The organism is Nostoc paludosum FACHB-159 (assembly GCF_014698835.1).
GTDB classification, from domain to species: domain Bacteria; phylum Cyanobacteriota; class Cyanobacteriia; order Cyanobacteriales; family Nostocaceae; genus Nostoc; species Nostoc paludosum.
On the sequence record NZ_JACJTU010000002.1, the window covers coordinates 263,876 to 290,361 of the forward strand.

Here is a 26,486-nt window from a genome sequence, read left to right on the forward strand (position 1 = left end):
GCCCCATGCCCAATGCCCCATGCCCTAATTAAAATTTCTTCAAAGTTTCGAGTAGGCTAACTGTCGCTGAAAGTGCTGCTTGGAGCTTTTCTGCACGGTCAGTTGAAGCTTGTTCGACTGTCTTGGCAAATTGTTCTAGTGCTTGGTTGAGGTTTGTCTGGGCTTGTTGGATTGCAGATTTATCAGATACCTGGGGTGTTGTGGGTGCAGTGGGTAGATTTATTGATGCGATAACTGCGCGATCGCCACTTGAATTATCGCTCACAACTAGGCGAACTGCGGGGTCACCGATAATCGCATAACTACGAGCATCGTTGTTTGCTGTCCACATGTCAGACAAATTCATGGGATCGGCAGTTGCACCATATTTAACTTCTTCTAATTCGGTACTCAAATCAGATGAAAGTTCGGCGTAGCGTTCGTTGAAATATTCAACAGCTGACCCCACAGGATGTCCTTCTAACAGTCTCTTGAGGGTACTTTGGAAGACTGCCAATTGTTTGCCAGTGCGTCCCCAGACGAAAGAGCAACCCCAAGCGCGTTCTACGTGACCGATGACGGCTAAAGCACCACCCTTAGGATGACTCAGAAGCCGACGGGGTAGAGGAGCAACAAAGGCATTAGGAGCGATTTCTAATCTTTCATTGGAGCCTTTTCTATGAGCAAACTCATCAAATCGGGGCGTACCAGCACCATAACAAGCAAAGTGAAAGGCAATTAACCCTAGTAACTTAGCATCATCGCCAACATCGTCCGCAGAGAAGTAAAAATCTTCGGGAATTGGTTTTCTACCCCACTCTCTACCAGGCCAGTCCTGACAGAGCAAAGCACCTTGATGGCGTAGTTGTCGCTCATCACCGTTGGGAAAGCCCATACCATGACTAGCAGTGAACAGCAAAGCAGGTGTTTCTTCACCACCTAATATTTTCGCTAACCGCGCCTTTGTAGCTTCTTCTGCAAGTAAGGTTTGTACTGCCCAACTATTATCTTTGTTCTCGTCAAGCATCCATTCAGCTAGCGGCTGAATCAAGTTCTTAGCGCTGAGTTCAGTGGCTGCATCTCCTTTGGTACATACACCAAAAAAGCTAGCTTTACGAGCTAGGTTTAAATCAGTAGTTTCAGCTTGTACGACGCTACGAGCATACTGAGCATATTCTTGGGGCGTATCAAAGTAAATCCGCCCTACCGCATACTGGACATCAAGTTGGTACTGGAAGCGATAAGGAATGGTTTCTGGGTCGCCAACAATCAACAGATAATAAGGCATTTTATCTGGGTCGGCAGGGCCGGGGCCAACTCCATGACGCGACAAAAATTGATTCTTCGATTCCCCTGGACGATAGCCCTTAGCGCCGATATATTCCTGATAGTAATTTTCTTGATTTTTCGTCGCTTGTCTTTGCCGATGTTCTAACAGTTCTTTGAGTGCTTCCCTAATTGCTGGGTCAGCATTATGAGCGAAGATGACTCCCCAACCGGTTTCTGCGAGGTTTTTCGGATCTACGCCTTCAATGGGAGCAAAGTCGGGTTCTAAACCTTTAACATGGGAATCCTTTCTTTTGAGTTCGCTGATTTCTACAGGATCGAACTCTTCACCCTGAGCGATTTTAGAAAGCTGCTCTGGTGTCAAAGGAGGCAACAAATATTCTCCTGATGCACCGTCAATTCCATTGAAATATAGCTCTTTGGTCAGTTGTTCTATGCTCATATTACGTCATCCTTCTATTTATAAATTCACTAGGTAAGACAAAAGTAAAAAGTGAAAACGTAAAATAAAAAATGCTTGTAAACCGCATATTTTTTTTTGAGAAAAAAAGGCGATCGCTGACAATTTCCTAATATTAATTACAGAAATTATCTTTTTATTTTTTACCTTTTACTTTTGATTTTTAATTACCAAAAGCTGCTGACCACACAGCATGAGCAACTTCAGGTTTGTCAATGGCATTGTGAGCGCCTACAAACTGATCTAGTAAGCTAGGAGGAACATAAATATAATCGTTACTGTTCAGGTTGTAAATTTTTCCTGGTTCAAATTTGTAGGGTTTGTCCACAGGTTGCATGTATGTAATCTCAGTGCTGATGTTCAAACCATCACCTTGGATTCCATAACAACCAATGGCACCAACACCAGGATAAATTGAGGTATCAACACCAAAGTCTATATCTTGACCGCCAAGTATTCCAAGTGTCCCCGCCATAGGATAGGCATTCTTGACAGCCTTATCATACACAGATTGGGTAGTAACAATTGGGCCTGCAACTTTATTATCAGTAATAATAGAGCGGAAGTAACCAGCAACATTGTTTCTATAAGGGACATTTGCACAGAAACCCCAAAGTGAGAAAGCGCCTTGTATTAAAGCAAGAGAATTAACTGGACGGAGTAATTTGTTATTTTTAGTACCTGCTACGGTGGCTGAGACCAAAATACATCCAAAACTGTGCCCCATCAGATGAAATCGCACAGTATTATCTGTGACTTGTTGAAGTCTGTTTAACAAATTCAAGCCACTGGTTTGACCGATTTTCCTAGCTCGATCTTTCATCTTCCAGAAAGATAACAATCTCGGAACATTCAAAAATGCATCAGCCGCTGATTTTACACTTGTCTCAATTCCGAAGCTGACATCCTCGTCTTCTTGTGCAAGACTAGCTTCATATACACTATCAGGATCTAAATTTAAGGATTCGCTTTCACCCCAGCCATCTGCATCTTCTCCTTCACTGCTCGAAGATGCTTCCTTAATCAAAACCTCGTAGGCTGCACGTACCTCAGTTGGTAATGTATCGGGTGCAACTTCATATTCTGCTGCTGCTGTAAAAATTGTTCTCAGGGCTTCTCTGGCAGCTTCAGTATCAGCAATACTTTGGGAATACTGATTAATTAACTCTTCTTGAGAATTATCTGTTACATCAAAAGACACAACTGTTTTGTCTGGTGAGATTGCATTCAAGTTTTCATCTCCCCAGGGCTTACTAGGCCAATGCAGACCAATTAACAGTGGGCGAAATCCTGGCCTTAACTGTTGCATTTTTTGAATATCAGCTTGGTTTTTAGCCATAGCTGCAATCCATCTGTCATACTGGTCTTTTGCCGCCGGAATGTCTCCTTGCCAACCGTGACTCATCAAAAAAACATCTGTGATTGGCTGCCCAGATTGCCTAGATTGAGATAATATATCTACTACTTTTTGACTGATTAGTTCTCCATTATTTTCGCGTTCTTTGCCATTAGCGTCAAAAGCGATTAAGTAGTAACTTAAAGAAGTTCCAACTAATGTTTCTGGCATGTGTAAATCCTTTTATTTCAGTGTTGGATTTCATTAAAACAACAAAAAACATTGCATTCATTCCACAAAAATTTGGCTGCTGTTTGATAACAGCACCCCTAATTTTCGGATATTTACTGGGCAAAATTTTCACTACCAAATCTTTTTAAATAGTCAATAAGGTAGCGAAATTATGGTTTTTTTCCTAATCTCTTGATATTTGCGCCGGTCTACACTTTCATCACCATTACTCAGATTTTGGCGCATCTTTACACAGAACTGGTATGAGATAATCAACGCCAAAATTTGCTGTGTGACTGGTCATATCATGTCCCGTTAAACACTTATCATTGTGGGGGACGCTCTGACGCACAGCAATTTTAATAATAAGCGATCGCCTGGATTTCAATATCAATAGATTGTAATCTTTTAGTACCTAGCCAATGTGATATTACTGGTTACAGAATAACTTTAACAATTCCAGTTAACCTGAGTAATAATACTGAGTTTAAACGGAATTTTACTTAAAATAAGATGAAAAAAAATAATTGGATCTCAGTATTTTGGTGCAGACGGAAATGAAGGCTTGAGGAGTATCTGAGACTTAAACTGCATTTGTGCCTGAAACTAACCATCAATCTGGAGTGGGCAAAGCTTTGCCCACCCCACAAAATCAAACTTAATGGTGGTGATGATGGTGATGGTCAGCTAATTGGGGATTAACTGCCACAGTTTGCTCCGACAATAACTGTGCAATATGAGCATCAGCCCATTGCGCTGCCATCGCTAAAAATTCCGGATGGTCGTTGACGCAAGGCATTTGTACGTAATTTATACCAGAATGCTGTTTTTCCAAAGCATGGATGATGTGATGTACATCCAACAGAGTTTCGTGGTTTTCCGTAGCAAAACCTATTGGCATAAATATCACTATTTTTGCGCCCAATTGAATCAAGTTACTTGCTGCTTGTTGTGCATTTGGCTGCGTCCATTCAATCAAAGGTGTGTCGTGATTGAGCCAACCCACGGAGATTAGAGGATAGCGGTTAATCAACTTATCCCGTACTAAATCGTATAGCGCCTGACTTTCGGTAATTCCAGAGGTAAATCCTTTGGCTTTGTGGGGACAGCCGTGATTCATCAGTACAATCCCGATTTGGGAAGGTAGGTAAGCTGCTGCTAAATCAGCGTTAATTTTCTCTTCAACTAGATGAGCCATCAAATCAATGTAGGCTGGTTCGTTGAAGAAAGAAGGAATATAGCGCTGTGCTTTCACCCAGTGTTCTTCACCATCAGCCAACTCAACAAGGGCATTATTAACTTGCTCGATCGCAATCCCACTAGTAAAAATAGAATCAACAACTAGCAGTGGATAAATTAGCAGCTTATCAAAGCCTTGATTTTTAATTTCTGTCAAGACTTGTTTGGGTAAGAAGGGGGCGCAGAAGTTGAAAGCTTTGAAAACTTGGACATTATTGCCCCATTTCTCTTGTAAATTCTTCTCAATCCCAGCCCGCTGTTGTTCAAAGATGGCGTTGTGTGGGGAGATGAAATCGTGGTGTGTGTGTCCCCACTCATGGCGGTCAAATAGCGCCAAAAGTTTTGCCAGAGGCGGATAAATCCAGGTTGGCACTGGTGCGAATTTGGCGGTGAGTAGATTTAAAGCCTGTTCGTTATAGTTAGCGAAATCTTCGTAGCTTTCGACTTCGCCATAGCCCATAAGCAGTACAGCTACACGGTCTTTACCTAATAATTGCTCGTGAGTATGTTGTAGTTTTTCCGGCGTTGCAACCACAATAACTTCCTCAATATAACCAGAGTGCAGAGAATTTAAACTTAGGGGATTAGCTTGAACATTTCCCCTATTAGTAATTTATTATCACATCCCCCCGGATGGGATAGGTGCAAAAATCAAAATAATACATCAAAAGACATACTTTGGTAATTACTAGACTTCTTGCAGAAGTTGGCAAAGGGTTCAGAAGGCAGGAGGCAGAAGGCTTTTATGGAACCCACGTTTAAAAACGCGGGATTGAAATAAGGACGCCTTGTGTCTCGTGGCACTTTCCGCTCGACACAAATCTTTTTATACTAGTGGGCTTTAGACCCACAACTAAAGTTTTTATTAGTACTTCTTTCCTTCTGCCCTCTGCCTTTCTTTGTAAGCAGGAGAGTGAAGACTCTTTTTGTTTCCCTTTCCCCTTTCCTTTTTAAGGTACGCTTCCAAAGCTACTAACCTTGGTAGGGTGTGATTAACACTACCGCTACAAAGCAATCAAACGACATCAAAAATATTTTTCACTTTTATTGAGAGAGAACTGCATAATCTCTCAAAGTCATCCGTGTAACTCCTCAGGAAGACGAAGATGCTTTTCCAGCGAAGAGGAGCTATAAGTCAAAGTCCAGTTTGCATCACTCAATCTACTAATTAACTAAGGAACTACCAATGACTTTACAAGATTTGCAAGGTTACGATCTCGTGATGGCCATCACTGAAAAAGCATTAAATGAGCAGTTTGCACTGGTGTTTCAGGACAATACTCTACCTCAATGGAATGCAGAATTAAGTGATGATGGTTCTACAATTCAAGCAACTTTTGGTATACCGAGGATCGATCTCAATACTCCATTGAATCGAGGTGCATCTTTAATAGTGCCGATCGTGGCAGGGGCATACACTTACTATCAAGTAAAAATTGTAAGTGGTAAGCCAGAAGTTACTTCCGTATCTTACGATCTTTCAGGGAAATCATTTGTTTTAACTAGCTCTCTGAAAATGCTACATGATACTGATTTCCATTCGGCTGATTTTACAGTGCAAAGACTGTTTCTAGACTTGAGCGATCCACATCTAGTTTCTCGATTTGAAATCGATGATATTGATGGGCAGGCATTAGTGAGCATCACAACGTTACTACAGAAATACCTTGAGCAACTTCAGAAGCAGAACAATGCTACCTTTGTGTTTGGTTCTGTGAAAGTGCCAAATGTACCTGAAACAGTAGGCCCATTAGCTCCTACAGGTGGAGATTTCTCAGTTTATAGCGATCCATCTAACCCTCAGTTCAATTGCTTGAATTTCCTGTTGATGACGGATAAAAAACTCTTACCTACTGAACCTACTGCGGGTATATTTGACCATAGTTTGGTGTTGACCAACGATGAAGCAACTTTTATCGCTTCAGATTACCAGATTCTCAGTAAATTTATCTTGCCAAACATCGTTAATGGACTCAAAAGCAAGGATGTCGATTGCCCAATAAGTGTTGACTCATTCAACCTCTCTCATAATCCTGCCAAAGCAACGCTGAAGGAAAATGTGCCTTTCAAAGGCTGCTCGTTCACTAAGCTTGATGTCTACATCTCCAACAATGAGATTGCGATGGACATTGAATATCGCAAGAAAGGCCACATTGGCCCAGCGATTACAATTACTGGCATCGCAAATTTATCTAACTACGTGTCAATTTATGTTGAAAATGGCGAGCTGAAATATAAAACGCGTCAAACTGATATCAAAGTCAGCAGCGACCAAGATAATTTAGCAGTACGGATTATTTTAGATATTTTAACTGCCGGCTTCCTAGAAATTGGTTACAAAGTAGTCACAGATGCTGTCAAACATGCTGTAAATAATTTGCTAAAAGACAACGGCTTTAGTAATGCACTGACAAATGCAATGGCATGTGTAGAGTTACCAGCGAAGTCGCTGTTTGAATATTCCAATGTTCAGTTACCCGCCAACTTCATGTTAGATGTAACCCTCAAGAATTAGGGTTAATCCAAGTAATGCACACATGAAGCATGAGAACGTTCTGTCAAAACTTTTGTTCTATGCTTTATCTTTTGTCATCAATACAAACTTTTGTATCTATTTGACTACACATTTTGCTTCATACTTCATTAACTGTAAAGGAATTACTTAGTAATGGCTAACACAAATCAAGCGATCGCTTCCTCTAAGCTGATGCAGAATTATCGCATTAGCACCCCCGTTTCCAGTGATACTCAAATTGTGGCGGTTGGTAAAGCAGGAGACGGCTCTAGAGTGTTTTCGATCGCCAGCAATCGGCATTTATTTATGATTGAGTCCACTACCGAAAGTGATACAGGCTGGCGGCAACTCGATCTGAACATGAATGGAGAAGTGCTGACCTTGGAGCAACCAATCCAAGCGTTCGCTGCCGCCACCGATGGGCAGGGTAACGATCATCTTGTTGCTATTGCAGCTACACCAAACGATCCAAGCAGCAACAGCATTTACTATGTCAAGAACTTTGAGACCGCACCAGAATCAGAGCGGTGGATCTTCTGTGGACGCATGAGCAATGTCACCATTGTGAAGCTTGGTGTGGGCTTTGATGCCAATCAGCAACCATTGGTAGCAATTGTTACTGAAAAAACTGACATAGATAGCACCAATAAATACGCTATCCAAATTTTGCATTTAAAACCGGGACAGCATCCAATACCTTGGAGTCCTCTGCTGACCACGAGCAAGCCAAACCGCATTCTCGATCTAGTGGTTGGCAGCCTCGAACCGCTAGGAAATGGTGTGATTGTCAGCTACATTGATGAGAATGGCGCTCCTCGGCTAGAGTTTAGCGGCGTTCCTGCCTACCATCATATTATTGCCAGAGGGGGAGAAACCCATAACATACTGGCAGTAGTATCAGGAACAGATGGTAACTCAATGTTGTTTGCAGCAGCAGGTAGTAACCTGTATTTCAACGATCCGAATTTGGGATTGATGAAGATGGGTACCTTGCCAGCCCCCATCGATCGAGTCGCGGCTATTCGCAATCAAAATGGTGTAGTAGATGTGTTTGTACACACCACCGATGCCAAAATCTATCATGCAGTTCCGGGTGTGCAAGACCCAGTAGAAATACTTCAGAAAGCTGCTCACATGGGTGTTGCTCAAAGTGGTGATGGTACAGAAAATCTATTTTATGTCGGATTCGACCATACACTTTGGTGGCTGGTGCGCGATCGCCAAACCAGAGATTGGGACAACAGCCAAGTTGAACTTGACACCACCCAACAGATTGAAGCCTTTAGTTCCTATAGCACTGCGATTACGCTATTGGATCGGGCTCAGACACCAATGGCTTATACGGACTTACAAATTACTAGTTCAGCCACGATGAATGTTGCCATTAACGGGCAAACTTACATCATTGATGCTACCACTCCTGCATCCTGTACCACCAATGCTGCTGGACAGGTGATTCTTACCAGCAGCACAAATAAATTATCAACCAGTGTCCTAAGTATCTCTGGTGACTTCTTACCAGATGGACATGCAATCGAAGTTCAGCCGAACACTGACATTCAAAACACTCTAGAAACCATTACAGCTGACCAACTTTTGCAAGCCAAGAAAGCCGATGGGTCTTCGCTTTTGCAGGGTAATTACAGCAATCAAGATGTAGCTAATGCGCTGCAAAAGGGACTTAATCAAACCATGTCCTTAGGCAAAACACAGCCCTCCGACCCCCAAAATACACAAGATACTCAACTGATGTTCGCTCGTAGCGATCGCCCAGAAAGTTTACGCTATCGTGCGATCGCACCGACGATACTCGGAGAACTCCATTTAGCATCGGTTACAGAACAGCATTGGGAAATGGACTTTACTTCCGGTATCCCAGTCTATGGGGAACACACAGCTGATTCCATTACGCCTCATTTGGAAACTATTGTACAACCCTTGGCACTGCGGGCATTAGGTTCACTCAGCAATCACAGCGTTGGGTTTTCTTGGGGCGACTTATGGCAAGGTATTAAAGATGGTGTGATTGAGTTAGGCAAGTTATTTGTTTCGACGGTTGTCGATCCAGTTACCAAATTTGTTAAACAGGTCGTTGTCAAAATTGAAGACTTCGTGGGTAATGTGCTGTGGAACGGCGCAATCAATCTGTTGGAACAGGTATTTGATATAGCAGAAGGGATCTTTCAGAATGTGAAAATATTCTTTGAAGATTTGTTTGACTGGCTTGGCTTTCTATTCAATTGGAATGACATTCTACGCTCCAAAGAAGCCATCAAATACACCTTTAATCAGTTTATTCCCGTAATTCAAGCAGGACTGACTTCTGTTAAAAATCGAGTAATTGGTGGCATAGATGCCTTTGAGCGCAACATCCAAAGCACCTTTGAGGGCTACATTCAACAAATCGCCGCAACACAGACAATAACACAAGTAGAGCAAACGAATGTGAAGCCGCAACCATCGGTGCAGTCTAATGTAGTCACCAATATTTTCTATACAGGATTTATCAACCATGCTTCTAGTACACAAATCACTGATGGTGGCACACTGCTGGCACTCAGCCCAGAAAGCAACAGCGCAATTGATAATCTAGTTGTCCAACTCACAAATTATGCCCAACAGTTTCAATCAGTTGAGGCGTTTACACGGGCAGTTGATTATTTCTCCCAAATTAAAAAGAATCCGGATCAAATACTGCAACTGGCGATTAGCGGACTGTTGGAGGTAGTTGAAGGGATTGCTCTACTGGCCCTAGACATGGCAAAAACCATCATTGGCTTGGTATTTGATGGAGTGATTGCAGCCTTGGGAGGAATACTTAACTTGCTAAATCAAGAATGGAATATTCCATTTGTCTCCGATCTTTACAGCTTCATCACCAATGGAAGCCAGCTTTCTGCTTTGGATCTGCTTGCCTTGATCGTCGCCATTCCTGGCACTGTAGTTTACAAGATTATATTTCAAGAGGCTCCCTTCCCCGATGACGCCAGCCTCCAAACCTTTAAGTCAGTTTGCACCACGCAAAACTTGCTTGGGGCAAGTGGTTTGGCTAACCAACCCAGCCATTTAATGGCCACGCGGGCAGAAGCAGCCCAAGCCACAGAAATCTCCCTTAAGTCATTCAAGCCACTCTTCGATATCTTCTATAGCGTTAATTACTTCTTCTATGGTGGATTTGAAGCAATACTGGATATTATTCCGCCCGATGATGTGTCTGGTGGTTTTGAAGTTGCCAACCTCAGTCCTAGATTTACTAAAATCCGTGCTCAAATGGGGGATGCTATTAGTGTACTCAGTGTAGCTACTCTAGGTCTAGAATTCACTTCCCAAGTGTTCAGCATTCCCTGGGTTGTAGGTGGTGGCAGCGTTGGTTGTGACAATGACACTGACTTTGGTAACCTCATTTGGGTTTTGCAATGGATCGGCGTAGGATTTGACTGTGCTTGGTTCGCTGTCACTTCCAACACTGGTAAAGAGCAAGGCAGACTTGCCCGTAATAGTGGTGATATCGGTACGATTGTTGATACAGTATGGGGTTGCACTCATGTTGGTTTAATGATTAGCTGGGCATTTAAGAACAATTGGAAGGATGGTAAATCGATTGCTCAAAACTTCTTGGGAACATTACCAGAATTCACTAAGATCTTGCGCCATACCAAGGTGATTGAGTCAACCGAAGGCTTTTCACTTCCGGCACTGTCACTCATCGATTTCGTCGGCAATGAAGGCGTATGCTTTATGGGTCTTGCTAAATACAAGTAGCTGAAGAACGAGTTTTTTCGCTCAAGTCTAATTTGCGATCGCAATCCTCAAATCATTAAAAATTAGCGCTATCACTGGCATCTCAGTTTGATAGCGCTTTTATTTATCTTCAGAAACCATCGGCTAAAGTTGAAGTTATTAATAATTGTGCAAGCTGCTAACACGCAACAGACATATGAGTATAATTGTTTGCCCTGGAATCCACGATCGCACCTTCACCCAATCCTTTATATCGGGATTGTTCGATGGCTCAATTGGGCAAAATCAAGCTAATATACTCGTTTTTCCGGGAAAAGACTTTTTAAATTTATCCGCTTTGCACATTTTAGAATTTTTGCGCGATCGCCTCAACAACTCTTTTCAATCACCGCTGATATTTATTAGCTTTAGTGCTGGCGTTGTTGGGGCCATAGGCGCAGCACATTTGTGGCAACACTTGGGTGGTCGTGTCAAAGCCTTTATTGCTATAGATGGATGGGGGGTGCCATTACAGGGGAATTTCCCAATTCATCGGATGAGTCATGATTATTTCACCCATTGGAGTTCTAGTTTGCTTGGTAGTGGGCAAAATAACTTTTATGCAGACCCAGCAGTCGATCATATGTCAATTTGGCGATCGCCTGAAACTGTACAGGGCTGGTGGGTAGATTCATCCATTGGAATTTTTCCCCCCAAAGGCCATCTGAGTGCCGCTGCATTTTTGCGTATGCTGTTAGAACGCTATGAAGCAAATTAATCCGGACAATGGAGTAAGTCAACAGGAGTTAGGAATGAGGAGTTAGGAGTAAAGACGCGATTAATCGTCTCTGTACAGGAGTTAGGAGTTAGCATTTATTCTCCCCCATGCCCAATGCCCCATCCCCCATGCCCCATGCCCGATACTGCCCCATCTACCCAAAGTAACTGATGTTTCCAACAGAACCTGCTGCTGTTAATAATGGCTTTAGCGCACTGCTAAAAAACCGTGGTTTTATGCTCCTGTGGATTGGGCAATTAGTGTCCCAGTTAGCAGATAAAGTCTTCTTTGTTTTGATGATTGCTCTCTTGGAGAACTACTCACCGCTTCCTGGGTTGGCACAAAACTCGATGTATTCAACTTTGATGCTATCGTTTACAATACCAGCAATTTTGTTTGGTTCTGCTGGGGGTATCTTTGTTGACCGCTTCTCAAAAAAGCTGATTATGGTCGGCTCAGATGTTGTGCGTGGAATATTAACCCTGTGTCTTCCTTTGTTACCAAGGGAGTTTTTGATTCTCTTAATTCTGACTTTTGCCATTTCCACTGTTACACAGTTCTTTGCCCCAGCTGAGCAAGCCTCCATTCCCTTGTTAGTGAAGCGAGAAAATTTGTTGGCAGCCAACGCACTATTTAGCAGCACCATGATGGGAGCTTTAATTGTTGGCTTTGCCATAGGAGAACCGATTTTGAGTTTGGCTAAAAGCTTGATGGGTGAAGAATACGGTCAAGAACTTGTGGTTGGTGGACTCTACATATTATCGGCTGGCATCATGCAGCCCATTAAATTTAAAGAACACAAACCACCAAAGGAACATCAACAAGAAAATCACCCTTGGGCTGAATTTACCGCGAGTCTGCGCTATCTCAAGAAAAATCGTTTGGTCTTGAACGCGATGCTGCAACTAACAACCTTATATTGTGTCTTTGCAGCGTTAACAGTGTTGACAATTCGATTAGCGGAAGAATTTGGTCTCAAAGAAAAACAGTTTGGCTTTTTCTTGGCCGCAGCCGGTGTAGGTATGGTATTCGGTGCGGCGCTTTTAGGCCACTGGGGTGATAAATTGCACCACAAGCCTTTACCTTTAATTGGATTTTTGATGATAGCCCTAGTTTTAGGAGTGTTCACTTTCACGCACAATTTAATGGTGGCACTCGGACTGTGTGCAATTTTAGGTATCGGTGCTGCCTTTATTGGCGTGCCTATGCAAACTTTAATTCAACAGCAAACGCCACCGACAATGCATGGTAAAGTATTTGGCTTTCAAAATCACGCTGTCAACATCGCCTTATCTGCTCCTTTGGCAATTACCGGGCCATTAACTGACGCTTTGGGATTGAGAACAGTGCTTGTAGTCATGAGTATTGTTGTCGTAGTTGTCGGTGTCTGGGCTTGGCAAAATACCCGCAGAGTCTTGCAAGACGTAATTTAAGTAATGTAGGCTAATAATCTGGCTTTATTTTTAATCTATAAATTAAATTAATCGGGATTTAATTGAAGTTTTCTATTAAAATGAAATCTTAACTACAGAAGTCAGCATTAACTTTAGCTATAGTCTGAGGTTTGACCGTGCGTTCACAAAGTGTCTCCGTTGGAGAATTGCCTTCCCAAATCAGTATTCCACAAACCGAGAATCAGAAACACTCCCGTAATTCAAACCCGCCAGTCGTGCCCAAACGTGCATCTGGCGGTTTTGCTCTGCTTGACAGCCTTCATCGCCACGGTGTTGAGTATATTTTTGGTTATCCCGGTGGGGCGATTCTGCCAATTTACGACGACCTGTACAAAGTGGAAGCTACTGGTGCGATTAAGCACATTTTAGTGAGACACGAACAAGGCGCAGCCCACGCTGCGGACGGTTACGCACGTGCCACGGGAAAGGTAGGAGTATGCTTTGGTACTTCTGGCCCAGGAGCAACCAACTTGGTAACAGGCATTGCCACAGCCTACATGGATTCCATCCCGATGATTGTAGTCACGGGGCAGGTTTCACGTCCAGCCATCGGTACAGATGCGTTTCAAGAAACCGATATTTATGGGATTACGCTACCAATTGTGAAGCACTCCTATGTAGTGCGCGATCCCAAAGATATGGCGCGGATTGTGGCTGAAGCCTTTCACATCGCTAGCACGGGGCGTCCAGGGCCAGTTTTGATTGATGTGCCGAAGGATGTAGCTTTAGAAGAATTTGACTATGTGCCTGTGAAACCAGGTTCAGTAAAGCTACGCGGTTATCGTCCTACAGTCAAGGGAAATCCCCGACAAATTCAGGCAGCAATTGGGTTGATTACTGAAAGTCGCCGTCCGCTACTGTATGTAGGTGGTGGTGCGATCGCCGCTTCTGCCCATGAAGAAATCAAACAATTAGCTGAGTTATTCAGTATTCCCGTCACCACAACCTTAATGGGGATCGGCGCCTTTGACGAACATCATCCCCTGGCTTTGGGAATGTTGGGAATGCACGGCACCGCTTACGCTAACTTTGCCGTTAGTGATTGCGACTTGCTAATTTGCGTCGGTGCAAGATTTGACGATCGCGTCACAGGCAAATTAGACGAATTCGCCTCCCGCGCCAAAGTAATTCACATCGACATCGATCCGGCGGAAGTCGGCAAAAACCGCATACCTGAAGTGCCCATCGTCGGCGATGTGCGTAACGTGTTGATTGACTTGTTGCGTCGCTTCAAAGAAACAGGCATCAAGCCGACACCAAATCAAAACCAAGAGTGGTTAACTAAGGTTAACCGTTGGCGGGAAGATTATCCCCTAGTAGTACCCCAGCATCCCGACACCATTTCACCCCAAGAAGCGATCGTCGAAGTCAGCCGCCAAGCACCTAACGCCTTCTACACCACAGATGTCGGACAACATCAAATGTGGGCAGCACAATTTTTGAAAAACGGCCCAAGACGCTGGATTTCTAGCGCAGGTCTAGGAACTATGGGTTTTGGTCTACCTGCCGCTATGGGCGCGAAAGTTGCGTTTCCAGATGAAGAAGTCATCTGTATTAGTGGCGATGCTAGTTTCCAGATGTGCTTACAGGAACTGGGGACATTAGCACAATACGGCATCAATGTCAAGACTATAATTATTAACAACGGTTGGCAAGGGATGGTACGCCAGTGGCAGCAAGCCTTTTATGGCGAACGTTACTCATCCTCCAACATGGAAGTAGGGATGCCAGACATTGAGTTATTGGCAAAAGCCTACGGGATAAAGGGCATGGTAATCCGCGATCGCAGCGAATTAAAAGATGGGATCGCCGAAATGCTGGCACACAAAGGCCCGGTAATTGTGAATGTCCACGTTACCAGAGACGAAAATTGCTATCCAATGGTAGCTCCTGGTAAGAGCAACGCTCAAATGGTCGGCTTGCCCAAGCAACAGCCCAAAGCCCCAGCAGAGCCAGTGTATTGTAATAACTGCAATGCGAAAAATGCTCCTACTCATAACTTCTGTGCAGAGTGTGGGACGAAGTTGTAACGCTTTTTGATAATTCTGACTAGAAAGGTAGGGGATCGGGGAGAAGGGGAAAAAGATGATGGAATTCCCTTAATTCCTGACCCCTTTCCTTTGGCGTTCAAAAATGTCGGCACTAAATAAAATATACGGGCAGTTATGTTAAGAATGTGAACAAAGTTGTTTACTGATGTCAGCTAGAGATTTATTTCATGAAGCGGTAAAAAATGCACTCCAGAAAGAAAATTGGATAGTTACCGACGATCCTCTAAAAATAGAATTTGAGGAAGTGACGTTTAAAATAGATTTAGGTGCCCAAAGGCTGATAGCAGCAGAACGAGCAGGGGAAAAAATAGCCGTGGAAATTAAAAGTTTTGCAAGTAACTCTGCGGTTAGCGACTTCCATACGGCTTTGGGACAATTCCTGAATTATCAAATTGCACTCGAAGAAAAAGAACCAGAACGTCAATTATATTTGGCTGTTCCAGTTGATGCTTATGAAACATTTTTCCAGACCCGACTTGCTCAAATCGCGGTGCGGCGACATCGATTAAAACTAATAATATATGAACCAATTATGGAGATGATTGTGGGATGGACAAACTAGAGCAATATCGCCAATATATCCAAACGATTTTAACTAAACACGGTGAGTATAAACCCTTGCGTGAAGACATTGAAAGTGAACTAATATTTGATACAGTACACGATCATTATCAGTTGATGCGTGTAGGTTGGAATGGTTTAAGTCGCATCTATCACAGTGTCATTCATTTTGATATTAAAAATCACAAAATCTGGATTCAGCAGAATATGACAGATGTAGATTTAGCACAAGAACTATTGGAAATGGGAGTACCAAAAGACGATATTGTGTTGGGTTTACAGCCACCTTATAAACGTCCGTACACGGGGTATGGAGTAGCTTAAATAAAAGATATCGCGGACTTTTCCCGGAAGGCGTAAGCGTAGCCCACACTTCGACTTACCTCAACTTGTGTACACACAGGTACTAAAAACCTTATGACTTAAGGCAACTTAACCGTTTTTATACGTAGATGAATATATTCTCTGCGTATTTTTTATGAAAAAAAGATTCATCCCAATGTATATTTCCGCATTCTTTTGGGAATCCTAAATCTACGAGGCTGTATAAACCGTAAGGTATTACTTCCTCAAAGATCACATAACTTTTAAAGGATAATTATGCCTCAACGCAGGTTGCCCAAAGGCCGTAGTGCTAGTTCGGTTGCTTTAGAACCAGAAGTTGCGATCGCAATTTTGGGACTTTTTTCCGCAGCTGCTGATGGTGAAGGTATTTCTTCCACAGAAGAATATGCTTTGAGTGAATTTCTGAGTCAGGTTGGCTTATTTGAAGATTACTCTGATGATGACTTTGAAGAATTGACCGAGAAAGTCGTCAGCTTGATTGATGAAGAAGAACCTGAAGACTTAGTAGCCCAAGCGATCGAATCTTTACCAAATAGAGCTTATCGAGAAGCTGCATATATCACCGCTATCTTAGTAGTGGGTATTGATGAAGAAGTACCGGAAATTGAACAAGATTATATATCTGAACTTCAGGAAGCGTTAAGAATTTCAGATGAACGAGCGCAAGAACTAATAGATGAAATATTTGGGGAAGAAGAGGAGTAATCATGCTTGAAGTTGCAGCTTCAGTCATCTACCATCATTAATTTGAGGTTGCTAATTTAAAGCATGAAATAATTTTGTTGGACTTGAGTTTTTCGGATTCCCGACTTCGTGAAGGAGTTGGGAATCTTGCACGTTAAGCTGTTAAGCACCTAATTTGCAGTTTAGACCGCAGGGGAGCAGAGGAGCACAGGAGAGGGTTTAAGCCATTTATTCATAATTTCAATAGTGCAGCTTAAATGCTGATTAGCTTATGAACAAAGAATAAATGCTCAAAGCATGTATTCTGACTCTCCTAGTGGTGAGTTAATTTGATATTTATTACTTAACTAGGAAGAAATTGGTACATTTTTAAATGCGGCTGTATCTGGCACAAAAATGTCCAAATTATTAACACCATCGGGAACTCTTAGCCAGATATAAGCATCTGCTGAGGCTTGTGGACGTACTTGGAACAAAGAAACACTTCCTGTTGAGCGATCTAAAGCAACTCCTTTGTATGTTTCGCTAGTGTCAGGATTACGGGCTGTTGTACTAGAAACGGATATGATATCACTACCAACAACTCCGTCTGTGGCAAGCCGACGGATACGCATTTGCACATTTATGACATCACGGTTTCCAGTTTGTGGATCTTTAATTCGCTTGGCTGAAAGTAATTCCACTTCTGCCTTCTTGCCAAAAGCAGGCTGCACAAATTGACCGGGTTGAATTGCTGAGTTAGTAGCAGTAGCTGGCGATGGCGATGGTGATGCTATTGGTTCTTTTGAAGAAGTTGTAGTTGTGGGACTTGGTACTTGAGTGGGAGTGCTATTGCTTAGTGTATTAGTCTTGGTGGTATTTAGCGTCTCTCGCAGTGTGAAAAGTTCGTAAGCTACATAACCACTACATACTAAAGCCAAAGTAGAGAGTAATACAGCCACACTAGATAAGAATGTACTCACACCGTTGCCTCGATTTCATATTTATGTAGATTTAGGTTAATCTACTTTTCGATTTTATAATCCCATAAATTATGTTGACACACTCGCGATCGCATTAATTCCTACTTCTGTTACTTGTTAAAATATCAAATAATTTTGTTTGAGTGGGCAGCTGCGATCGCCTCAAGGGCTAGAAATAGATTTGTGATATTTAAGGCGATCGCATTTCTGTTTGGCAACCTGCCAAACCATCTTATAATTGCCAATCCCCAGTCCCCATCACAGCCAAGCGCGGTCATATTGAACGGGCCAAAGTTTATCGTGTCCGAGTTGTTTGGCTGCTAGATGTGGCCAGTAAGGGTTGCGGAGTAATTCCCGTCCCAACAGCACTATATCAGCTGCTTCTTTGCGAATCAGTTCGTCAGCTTGTTCTGGGGATGTAATTAACCCTACGGCTCCTGTCTGGATATTAGCTTCACGGCGGATGCGTTCGGCAAATTGAGTTTGATAACCAGGTTTAACTGGGATGTTGATCCCTGGAATTAGCCCCCCTGATGAAGTATCAATGAGATCGACTCCTAGAGACTTAAGTTTGTCACTTAAAGCGATACTCTGCTCAATGTCCCAACCCTTGTCTACCCAGTCGGTGGCGGAGATGCGTACCCAAAGTGGATGTGTTTGAGGCCAAACCTCTCGGACTCCTTGAACTACTTCTATTAACAAACGAGTACGGTTTTCAAAGCTACCACCATAATCATCTTCACGATGGTTAGACAGGGGTGAGAGAAACTGGTGTAGTAAGTAACCGTGGGCAGCATGGATTTCAATAACTTTGAAACCAGCTTGTAAAGAACGTTTAGCAGCTTGAATAAAGGCGTCAATAACTTCTTGAATTCCCTCAATACTTAGGGCTTCAGGCACAGGACTATCTTTGCTAAAAGCGATCGCACTGCTGGAAACTAAAGGACGCCAACCTTCCTGAGATTCATCGAGTACTTTTCCTCCCTTACTCGGTTTGGCGGTGCTGGCCTTTCTGCCTGCATGAGCAAGTTGGATACCTGCAACAGCTCCAAAGTTGTGAATCAATCCCACAATCCTGGCTAAAGTTGGGATGTGTGCATCTGACCAAATGCCCAAATCTTGGGGGCTAATACGTCCACGTGGTTCCACAGCTGCCGCTTCTGTTAGCACTATACCTGCACCGCCAACTGCACGAGAAGCCAGATGTATCATATGCCAATCGTTGGCGTATCCATTTGTACTTGAATATTGACACATCGGTGAAACAGCGATGCGGTTGCGAAAAGTAACTTCACGAATCCTGAATGGTTCAAACAGGTGTGGCATCGTTATTGATTCCTTCTCTTGCTATGTGATGCTCAATAGGTTTGCAGTATGAATTCAAAAAGCGTTGAGTCAAATATTTTGTGAATCGCTAGAAGTGCGATCGCGACTAACAGGAGTAGTCTTAGAATCAGACTTTTCGCTTTGCAATTCCCAGATATCGTATTTTACTTGCTCTCGATCCACTAGTAACTGTAAATGTTCTGGCAATTTAGTTGTTTGCCAAACTGACCAAATTTCTCCATACAAAGATTCTCTTTCAAATTGTCCAAAAAACATTGGTTTCTTCTCCAGTAATATTACTGTATTTCAAATTCACCGACCTTCCGTCGAGGGAACAGGCAACAGGCAACGAGCAACAGTAAAAATGTGGATTGATATATTAGGATTTGTTGGCTGTTGAGTTTCCTCACCTTCTTGAGACTGCCTATATCAGCTTGCTTAGCCAATTTAAGTATTAATAACCTTTGCTGATTTTTTCAGTTACAAACTGACTAGCTAGTAGATTGAACATAGCTAATCTTCACCTGGTGGCGAAATTTGTTTGGCATGAAAGCAATGAAGAACTTTGTTATCAATGATTCCGGCGTTTCTTGCCCTGACTAGACAAAATAAAACCATTGAAAATACATTCATGCTTAATTTTTCAGCCTGAATCAAAAGTTAAAAAAATCTTTGCTTGCTATCATCCCAATTATTTAGGTTACAGTTAATTAATCTCATAGTGTAGTATTGATAATAACTAAATTTGGAAATCTTCTAAATAAATTAATAAATTTGAAAATTCTAAATGTCGTAATTTTTGATTTAACTATTTATTTATAGTCAAACTAATAATTATTATTGCAAGTATAGTTATCAAATTTAAAAGACTTAAAGAACAATGCTATAATCAAGAACTTCAGATCGATAGAGTTGAGAGCGAAATTTTTTCTCTTGTGTTGATTACACCAGAGCAATAATTCCGTCAGCAAGGGTTTGACTAAAGAGCGGGTTCATATATATTGCGATCGCCAGTGGTCAGATCCGCGACTTCTTGAAGAAGTCGCGGATCTTAGCCCTCAAAATTAATGCGATAGACCACTAGCGTGACACAGCTCATTTAGTTAATTTGACTGGGAATTAGGCTGGTTGCTCCAAGGCAGAATTCTACCCTGAGAATCAGTAGGTAAATTGCTCCGACCAATAAACATTCGAGCAGATTGTTCTCTCACGCCTGCTGGAGTGCCTCCGGGTTTCCAGCCCAAGGTTTCGCGATATCCCCCCAAAAATCCCGCTTCTATAAGAGCCTGTTCATCAACTGGGACTGACTCATCTGCCTGTGGGGCAACGAAGAGGGCATCCGCTGGACAATACAACTCACACATAAAGCAGGTTTGGCAGTCGCTTTGACGAGCAATTCTTGGTGGCCCGTCTGGAACTTTGTCAAAAACGTTGGTGGGGCAGGCGGAAACGCAAATATTACATTTAATACAGCGAGATTCACTAACTAGTTCAATCACAGTGTTACTAACTCCCTTTCCTTAACGGCAGTTTGTAGTTTTTGGGGCTTGACCCAAACTCGATCTAGACCACCACTCAGTAAACGGTGGTATTGGTTCGGGTCTTGTTCTGGATAGTCTAGATGTTTGTGCATCCCGCGAGTTTCTTTACGTTCAAGGGCGCTGGCGTACATCCACCTGGCTGTTGCTAGCATTGCTGTGGCTTCCCTAGCTTGGACAGCTTGATTTTCTGGCACTGTTTCGGTGTTGCGGACTTCTTTCCACAACTGATGTAACCGATCGAGGGATTGTGTCAATCCTTTCTCGGTGCGGAATAGGTTGCGATCGTAGGGGAATACTTCGGCTTGGACTGCTTTAGTTACTTCTGAGGGAATAAAACTATTGCTGCTACCTTTTTCGGAAGCTACACCAGTTTCTCCCAGTCCTCGCACGGAACGTTGATTCGCTTTAGTTCCTAGTTGACGGGCGTAGTTTGCTGCTGCTTCACCTGCCCAATATCCCGAAGAGGTTGCCCAGGCGGCGTTATGACTACCACCACCAGTAAAGCCACCACAAATTAATTCTCGCGTTGCAGCATCACCAGCAGCATAAAGACCGGGTACGGTGGTAGCGCAGGTATAATCAACAATCCGAATTCCACCCGTACCACGTACTGTTCCCTCCAAACGCAGAGTCACAGGGAAAAGTTGGGTAAAGGGGTTAATGCCCATACGGTCAAATGGCAATAAGAAGTTGTGTTGGATAGTCCGCAACATCGCTTCAATTTCAGGAGTTGCTTTGTCCAGACGAGCATAAACGGGTTGGGTGAGTAGGGTACGGGCAATTATCGATCGCCCTCTTTGCGAACCAGCACCTTCAATTTCTGTACCATCTTCGTAATAAAAGGTTGCCCAACGATAATAAGCTCCTTTGGTAACTGAGGAAAAAGCCGGTGATAGGGCGTAAGCATTGGAAAATTCCATGCCTGACATTTCGGCACCAGCTTCAGCTGCCATCAAATAACCATCTCCTGTGAGGACGTTACAGCCTAAAGCTTTACTCAGGAAAGCGCAGCCACCAGTAGCAATTACCACTGCTCCAGACTTGACTTGCCAGCGTTCGCCTGTTTGGCGACAAATCCCCCGCGCTCCAGCAACTGCCCCTGCTGCGTCTACCAGTAATTCTAAAGCTGGACTGTGGTCGAGTATTTTTACGCCTGCTTTGGTAATCTTTTTACGCATTAGGCGCATGTAATCATGAGCTTGCTGGAGCGATCGGCGATGGGGACGACCTTCATCATCTACGGGAAATGGATAGCCCCAATCTGACAGTTTATTTAGGTTTATATAAGTACGATCCAATACACGCTCCATCCAAGAGCGTTCTGACAGGAAACCTCCTAAAGCTTCCCGACTAGCCATTGCCTCTTCCCGTTGTTGTGGATCGGGAGGCACATACCAAACACCAGTACCAGAGGGTGCTGTCGCTCCACTCGTACCGCAGTAGCCTTTGTCTACCAGTATCACTTTTGCTCCTTGGGCAGCAGCATTCCAAGCCGCCCAAGTCGCTGATGGCCCGCCCCCAATGACTAGAACATCAGCCTCTAAATTCAGTTGCGAAGAAATGGTAGAACTATTGCCTGACTCTGATTGATATGCATTCATGATGTTATCTCCTAAATTTTGGGGATTGGTCATGCAAAAGAGGATGAAGCAAAGGCGAAAGACTTACTGCAACTGCCCCTGTGCTCTCCATCTTGCCCACTCCCAGACAGACTCTCAAGAAACTAAATTTGAGTTTATTGGCTAACTTACTCTATTTTTACTCATAATACGGTAAATTGATTGATTTACCGTATTATATATTTAAGAGATTTGCATAGATTGTGCTAAAAAACAAGAGGCGATTAAAAATTTTATTGATATAACTCAAGAGAATTTGGCGCAGCCTAACAAAGAAATAGTATTGATTGTAGGTTCCGACAGCCTTACTTTGGAAAGGTTTCTTGACTCAAAGTAAGTGGTGTTTGAGAGAGGCAACCGAACACAGACGTTGCTTTGTTGGGTTGGGTTTTGCATCACCTGATTTTCATCAAAACAACAGTTTACGATTGCCTGGAGTGGAGACAATTTGTAGGGTAGGACAGCTGTGCTACCCTAACCTGTGCTGGATTAAAATGAAAATCGCTATGGATTGAGTTGCCTAAATACTCACTACTATAGGAATTATATTTAAGCAGGGAATAGGAAATAGTGAATAAGAGTTTTAAAGTTGTACGGAGTTTTTTAAAAAACTAAATTATAGTTTTTTATTTTTATTCCATATAATATATCAAGTTCCATTTGTCAAAATATAGTAAAATTTCAATCTATTTTGTAGATGTAAAATTACTGAATTGCATCACATTCGATTTCAACAAAGGGCATAAGAGCAGGTAGTAGGCTCACCCTAGAAGATTGAAGAATAGAAAGTAGATTTGTTCAGAAGTAATTTAGGGCTAATTTGTTGTTTCTTATCCATATCTTAAGATTACCTTAATCAAATAACTTTAACCTTATTTAAGGTCATATAAATATTAAATCGTCGCAACTACAGTGGCTATAGAAGTAATTAATCTGTCAAAAAGCTTTAAGGGTAAGCCAGCACTGAAAAATGTTTCATGCACGATTGATGATGGAGAAATGGTAGCGCTTGTAGGTGCTTCTGGATCGGGAAAATCTACGCTATTGCGGCAGATAAATGGCTTGCAGATTGGAGATGAGGGAACGGTTTTTATTTTTGGAATTGCTTTGCAAAGCAAGGGAAAATTGCATTCAAAAATTAGGATTTTGCGAAGTCAGATAGGATACATTTTTCAACAATTCAATTTGGTAAACAGGCTAACAGTTATTGAAAATGTTCTCGTTGGTAATTTAGCGCGATCGCCTGCCATTCGTTCGGGGTTGCATTTGTTTACTAAAGCCGAAAAAATTCAAGCTCTTTGTGCTTTAGAAAGAGTCGGGATTTTGGAACACGCATATAAACGAGCCTCTATGCTTTCTGGGGGACAACAACAACGAGTAGCGATCGCTCGTTGTCTGGTGCAGGGAGCGAAAATCATCCTTGCAGATGAACCCATTGCTTCCCTCGATCCTGAATCTGCTCGCAAAGTTATGGAATTACTCGTTGAACTAAATCGAGAAAGCAAAATCACAGTAGTAGCTTCCTTACATCAAATTCAAATGGTGCGTAGGTATTTCAACCGAGCGATCGCTCTAAGAGATGGAGAAGTCATGTTTGATGGTGCGATCGGCAAATTAGATGATGAGATGCTTAACGAACTTTATGGTACAGCAGTAGAAGAGCTTGTTCTTAGAGGACATGGAGAACTTATCGGATAAGAAATTTGGCTAAATTTTCTAGTAATAGAACGCTATTAGCTATTCAAAAAATATCAATAGTTTCAAAAACACTTAAGAAAAATCATGAACAGACGCTTATTTATTCAACAAGCTTCTTTGTTTACCCTCACCTTAGGAAGTGCAAAAATACTATCAGCCTGTAGCTCTAGTTCTAGTTCAGATGCTGCAAGTATTAAAGAAATTAACTTTGGGGTTATTTCTACAGAATCTCAGGCAAATCAAAAGCCTATTTGGGAACCTTTTGCTGCTGCAATGTCTAAAGAAATTGGTATTCCCATCAAACCATTTTATGTAACACAATATGCAGCAGTGATAGAAGCTATGCGCTTTGGTAAAGTACAGGTAGCTTGGTTAGGTGGTAAATCATATATTGAAGCTGCAAAAATTGCTAATGCCGAAGCATTTGCTCAGGTTGTTAGTGAAGACGGTACAAAAGGCTATTACTCACACTTGATTGTCAATAAAGATAATCCCATCGCTGCTGAAGCTAAGGCAGAAGGTGGCGATAAATATGTAGTTAAGAATGCCGCTAAACTTACCTTTGCTTTTAACGAGCCTAATTCTACTTCTGGCTTTTTAGTACCAAGTTATTACATTTTTACAAAAAATAATATTGACCCTAAAAAGGCTTTCAAACGCTTGATTTTTGCTGGTAATCATGAAGCGTGTGCTTTAGCTGTTGCCAATAAGCAAGTAGATGTTGCTACTGTTAGTAGTGAAGCCTTACAACGGTTAGAGCTAACAAATCCTGAAGCTAGAAAAAAAATAGAAATTATTTGGAAATCATCTATGATTCCCAGCGATCCTATTGCTTACCGCAAAGACTTACCAGCAGATATCAAAAGTAAATTTCAAAACTTTTTCTACAACTATAAAGATGAGAAAATCTTGAAACCTTTTAAAATTGCTGCTTTTGCTCCAGCGGACGATAAAGTTTGGAATACAATTCGAGAACTTGAAATTGCTAAGAAAATTCAAGAAACACAATCTCAAGCAGATTTGAGCGAACAAGATAAAAAACAAAAGTTAGCAGAACTAAATCAGCAACTCCAGCAAATTCACACAAACTAAGCTATTGCGCTGTTGATAAATAACAAGATTCCCGATTTCTGGAAAAAGTCGGGAATCAGTATTTTTGATGTCTACAAAGTTTATTAAAAAATCAAATAGGTTTTGATATATGAAAAAATCTCAAAAAGATAGATATCTTCTTGCTAATACTTCTCCTGCGGTATTAGCAATGTTAGAAAAAGAAGCAAAACTTGTTACTAATGGTCGCTTAATTTTTCTATTAATTATTGTTGTTATACTAATTTTTTCTTATATCCAGGGAGAACTAAATTTTCCATTATTATTTCAGCGTGGTGACAATATGGCGGAATATATTCGTGGATATTTTCCGCCTGATTTTACTGATTGGAAATATTATTTTTCCGAAACTCTGATTACTATATCGATGGGAATTTGGGGAACTTTGATGGCTGCGATCGCCGCGGTTCCTTTGTCTATTTTGGCATCGAATAATATGTGTCCGCCTTGGATTGTACAATCAACACGCCGACTTTTAGATGCCATGCGTGCTATTAACGAACTTGTTTTTGCACTCATCTTTGTGGTAGCCGTAGGCTTAGGGCCTTTTGCTGGGGTATTAGCTTTATTTGTTCATACAGCCGGTACACTTGGGAAGCTATTTTCTGAAGCAGTGGAAGCGATCGATCCTGGCCCTGTGGAAGGAATTCGAGCAACTGGCGCTAATCAGATTCTAGAAATTATCTTTGGCGTACTTCCCCAAGTATTACCTTTATGGACTTCTTTTACTCTCTATCGCTTTGAATCAAATGTACGTTCCGCTTCTGTATTAGGAATTGTTGGTGCTGGTGGAATTGGCGTTTCTTTATATCAAAGTTTCGGAGCTTTTGAGTATCAAAAAGTCTGTGCAATTTTGATTATTTTGATTCTTGCCACAGGTATTATTGATTTTTTCTCAGCCAAAGTTAGAGGTTGGCTAGTTTGAATCAGAATTCAGAATAGGCATTTGATAAAAATGAATGTATAGACGTAGCATTGCTACGTCTATATCAAGAATTACCATTGTGAAAAAGGATGTTTTGCTAAATTGCTGTTGAAATATCTGGAGTCGTGAGAAACTTCTTCTCCAATCCAGTTTGGTAGTTCAATTTGTTGATTTTCATCAGTGAGTTCAACTTCGGCTATAATTAACCCTTTGTTAGCGCCCTCAAACTCATCTATTTCCCAAATCAAACCGCCAGAATTTATCTTATATCTGATTTTTTCTATAAATGGACGCTGACACAATGTCTCAAGCATTTCTTGAGCATCTTGAATTGGAATAGAATATTCAAACTCTGCTCTTGAATATTGGATAGTCGGGCCTTTAATTGTCAAATAACCTTTTTCACCTATTATACGTACCCGTACAGTTGCCTTATCTTGTGTAGGAATGTATCCCTGACGATAGACGCTACCTTCAGCTAATCCTCTCCAACTATCTCCGATTACTAAATATTTACGCTCTATTTCTTTCGCCATTTTTCGTAATTCTCAATTGTCAGTCTCTTTTATTTCCAAACCTCAGTTAAATCCAAGATGAACCCAGGCAAAACATCTTTCCCTTGGCTTGTGTCATTTTTGAGTTCTAAAACTGAGGTTTAAATATCT

20 protein-coding genes are annotated in these 26,486 nt (G+C 42.0%); 11 read left to right on the forward strand and 9 right to left on the reverse strand.

From position 1 onward, the window contains the following. Positions 1–28: 28 nt before the first annotated feature. The 3 genes from H6H03_RS03460 to H6H03_RS03470 form a co-directional block, all read right to left on the reverse strand. The gene (locus H6H03_RS03460; protein ID WP_190953737.1) at positions 29–1,708 is read right to left on the reverse strand and encodes a hypothetical protein; all 1,680 of its coding nucleotides are present in this window, start codon (positions 1,706–1,708) and stop codon (positions 29–31) included. A 181-nt stretch (positions 1,709–1,889) separates the two neighbouring features. Continuing rightward, positions 1,890–3,293, reverse strand: coding sequence for a hypothetical protein (locus H6H03_RS03465; protein WP_190953738.1), 1,404 nt, complete (start codon positions 3,291–3,293; stop codon positions 1,890–1,892). A gap of 658 nt (positions 3,294–3,951) precedes the next feature. Then, complete coding sequence (locus H6H03_RS03470) at positions 3,952–5,067, reverse strand: ferrochelatase (protein WP_190953739.1); 1,116 nt, start codon at positions 5,065–5,067, stop codon at positions 3,952–3,954. A 651-nt stretch (positions 5,068–5,718) separates the two neighbouring features. Between H6H03_RS03470 and H6H03_RS03475 the strand changes: the two genes are divergently transcribed. From H6H03_RS03475 to H6H03_RS03510, 8 genes are all read left to right on the forward strand, one after another. Continuing rightward, positions 5,719–7,047: a TULIP family P47-like protein gene (locus H6H03_RS03475; RefSeq protein WP_190953740.1), complete on the forward strand. Its 1,329-nt coding sequence runs from the start codon at positions 5,719–5,721 to the stop codon at positions 7,045–7,047. Positions 7,048–7,200: 153 nt separating this feature from the next. Further along, the gene (locus tag H6H03_RS03480) at positions 7,201–10,809 is read left to right on the forward strand and encodes a hypothetical protein (RefSeq protein ID WP_190953741.1); all 3,609 of its coding nucleotides are present in this window, start codon (positions 7,201–7,203) and stop codon (positions 10,807–10,809) included. Between the two features lie 175 nt (positions 10,810–10,984). Beyond that, positions 10,985–11,545 carry a hypothetical protein gene (locus tag H6H03_RS03485; protein WP_190953742.1) on the forward strand — a complete coding sequence of 187 codons (561 nt, stop codon included), beginning with the start codon at positions 10,985–10,987 and terminating at the stop codon, positions 11,543–11,545. A 170-nt stretch (positions 11,546–11,715) separates the two neighbouring features. Further along, positions 11,716–12,978 carry an MFS transporter gene (locus H6H03_RS03490; RefSeq protein ID WP_190953743.1) on the forward strand — a complete coding sequence of 421 codons (1,263 nt, stop codon included), beginning with the start codon at positions 11,716–11,718 and terminating at the stop codon, positions 12,976–12,978. A 137-nt stretch (positions 12,979–13,115) separates the two neighbouring features. Next, positions 13,116–15,029, forward strand: coding sequence for a biosynthetic-type acetolactate synthase large subunit (ilvB, locus tag H6H03_RS03495; RefSeq protein WP_190953744.1), 1,914 nt, complete (start codon positions 13,116–13,118; stop codon positions 15,027–15,029). 166 nt (positions 15,030–15,195) lie between these two features. After that, complete coding sequence (locus H6H03_RS03500; protein ID WP_190953745.1) at positions 15,196–15,612, forward strand: XisH family protein; 417 nt, start codon at positions 15,196–15,198, stop codon at positions 15,610–15,612. Next, the gene (locus H6H03_RS03505) at positions 15,600–15,935 is read left to right on the forward strand and encodes a XisI protein (protein WP_190953746.1); all 336 of its coding nucleotides are present in this window, start codon (positions 15,600–15,602) and stop codon (positions 15,933–15,935) included. Before H6H03_RS03500 ends, H6H03_RS03505 begins: the two co-directional genes overlap by 13 nt. Positions 15,936–16,211: 276 nt before the next feature. Further along, a complete protein-coding gene (locus H6H03_RS03510; RefSeq protein ID WP_190953747.1) occupies positions 16,212–16,661 on the forward strand; it encodes a tellurite resistance TerB family protein in 450 nt (149 codons plus the stop codon). A gap of 326 nt (positions 16,662–16,987) precedes the next feature. Here H6H03_RS03510 and H6H03_RS03515 read toward each other — a convergent pair whose 3' ends face one another. From H6H03_RS03515 to H6H03_RS03535, 5 genes are all read right to left on the reverse strand, one after another. Then, positions 16,988–17,602 carry a hypothetical protein gene (locus H6H03_RS03515; protein WP_190953748.1) on the reverse strand — a complete coding sequence of 205 codons (615 nt, stop codon included), beginning with the start codon at positions 17,600–17,602 and terminating at the stop codon, positions 16,988–16,990. A 258-nt stretch (positions 17,603–17,860) separates the two neighbouring features. Continuing rightward, positions 17,861–18,928: an NADPH dehydrogenase NamA gene (gene namA / locus H6H03_RS03520; protein WP_190953749.1), complete on the reverse strand. Its 1,068-nt coding sequence runs from the start codon at positions 18,926–18,928 to the stop codon at positions 17,861–17,863. A gap of 69 nt (positions 18,929–18,997) precedes the next feature. Further along, complete coding sequence (locus tag H6H03_RS03525; RefSeq protein ID WP_190953750.1) at positions 18,998–19,204, reverse strand: hypothetical protein; 207 nt, start codon at positions 19,202–19,204, stop codon at positions 18,998–19,000. A gap of 827 nt (positions 19,205–20,031) precedes the next feature. Beyond that, complete coding sequence (locus H6H03_RS03530; RefSeq protein ID WP_190953751.1) at positions 20,032–20,427, reverse strand: 4Fe-4S binding protein; 396 nt, start codon at positions 20,425–20,427, stop codon at positions 20,032–20,034. After that, a complete protein-coding gene (locus H6H03_RS03535) occupies positions 20,424–22,070 on the reverse strand; it encodes an FAD-dependent oxidoreductase (protein ID WP_190953752.1) in 1,647 nt (548 codons plus the stop codon). The genes H6H03_RS03530 and H6H03_RS03535 overlap by 4 nt, the downstream gene beginning before the upstream one ends. Before the next feature lie 930 nt (positions 22,071–23,000). Between H6H03_RS03535 and phnC the strand changes: the two genes are divergently transcribed. From phnC to phnE, 3 genes are all read left to right on the forward strand, one after another. Beyond that, positions 23,001–23,786 carry a phosphonate ABC transporter ATP-binding protein gene (gene phnC, locus H6H03_RS03540; protein ID WP_313931780.1) on the forward strand — a complete coding sequence of 262 codons (786 nt, stop codon included), beginning with the start codon at positions 23,001–23,003 and terminating at the stop codon, positions 23,784–23,786. Between the two features lie 84 nt (positions 23,787–23,870). Then, positions 23,871–24,878, forward strand: coding sequence for a phosphonate ABC transporter substrate-binding protein (phnD, locus tag H6H03_RS03545; RefSeq protein ID WP_190953753.1), 1,008 nt, complete (start codon positions 23,871–23,873; stop codon positions 24,876–24,878). A gap of 109 nt (positions 24,879–24,987) precedes the next feature. Further along, a complete protein-coding gene (phnE, locus tag H6H03_RS03550) occupies positions 24,988–25,821 on the forward strand; it encodes a phosphonate ABC transporter, permease protein PhnE (RefSeq protein WP_242057742.1) in 834 nt (277 codons plus the stop codon). Positions 25,822–25,892: 71 nt separating this feature from the next. Here the strand turns inward: phnE and H6H03_RS03555 are convergent, their stop codons facing one another. Continuing rightward, complete coding sequence (locus H6H03_RS03555; protein WP_190953754.1) at positions 25,893–26,357, reverse strand: CYTH domain-containing protein; 465 nt, start codon at positions 26,355–26,357, stop codon at positions 25,893–25,895. Positions 26,358–26,486 lie beyond the last annotated feature (129 nt).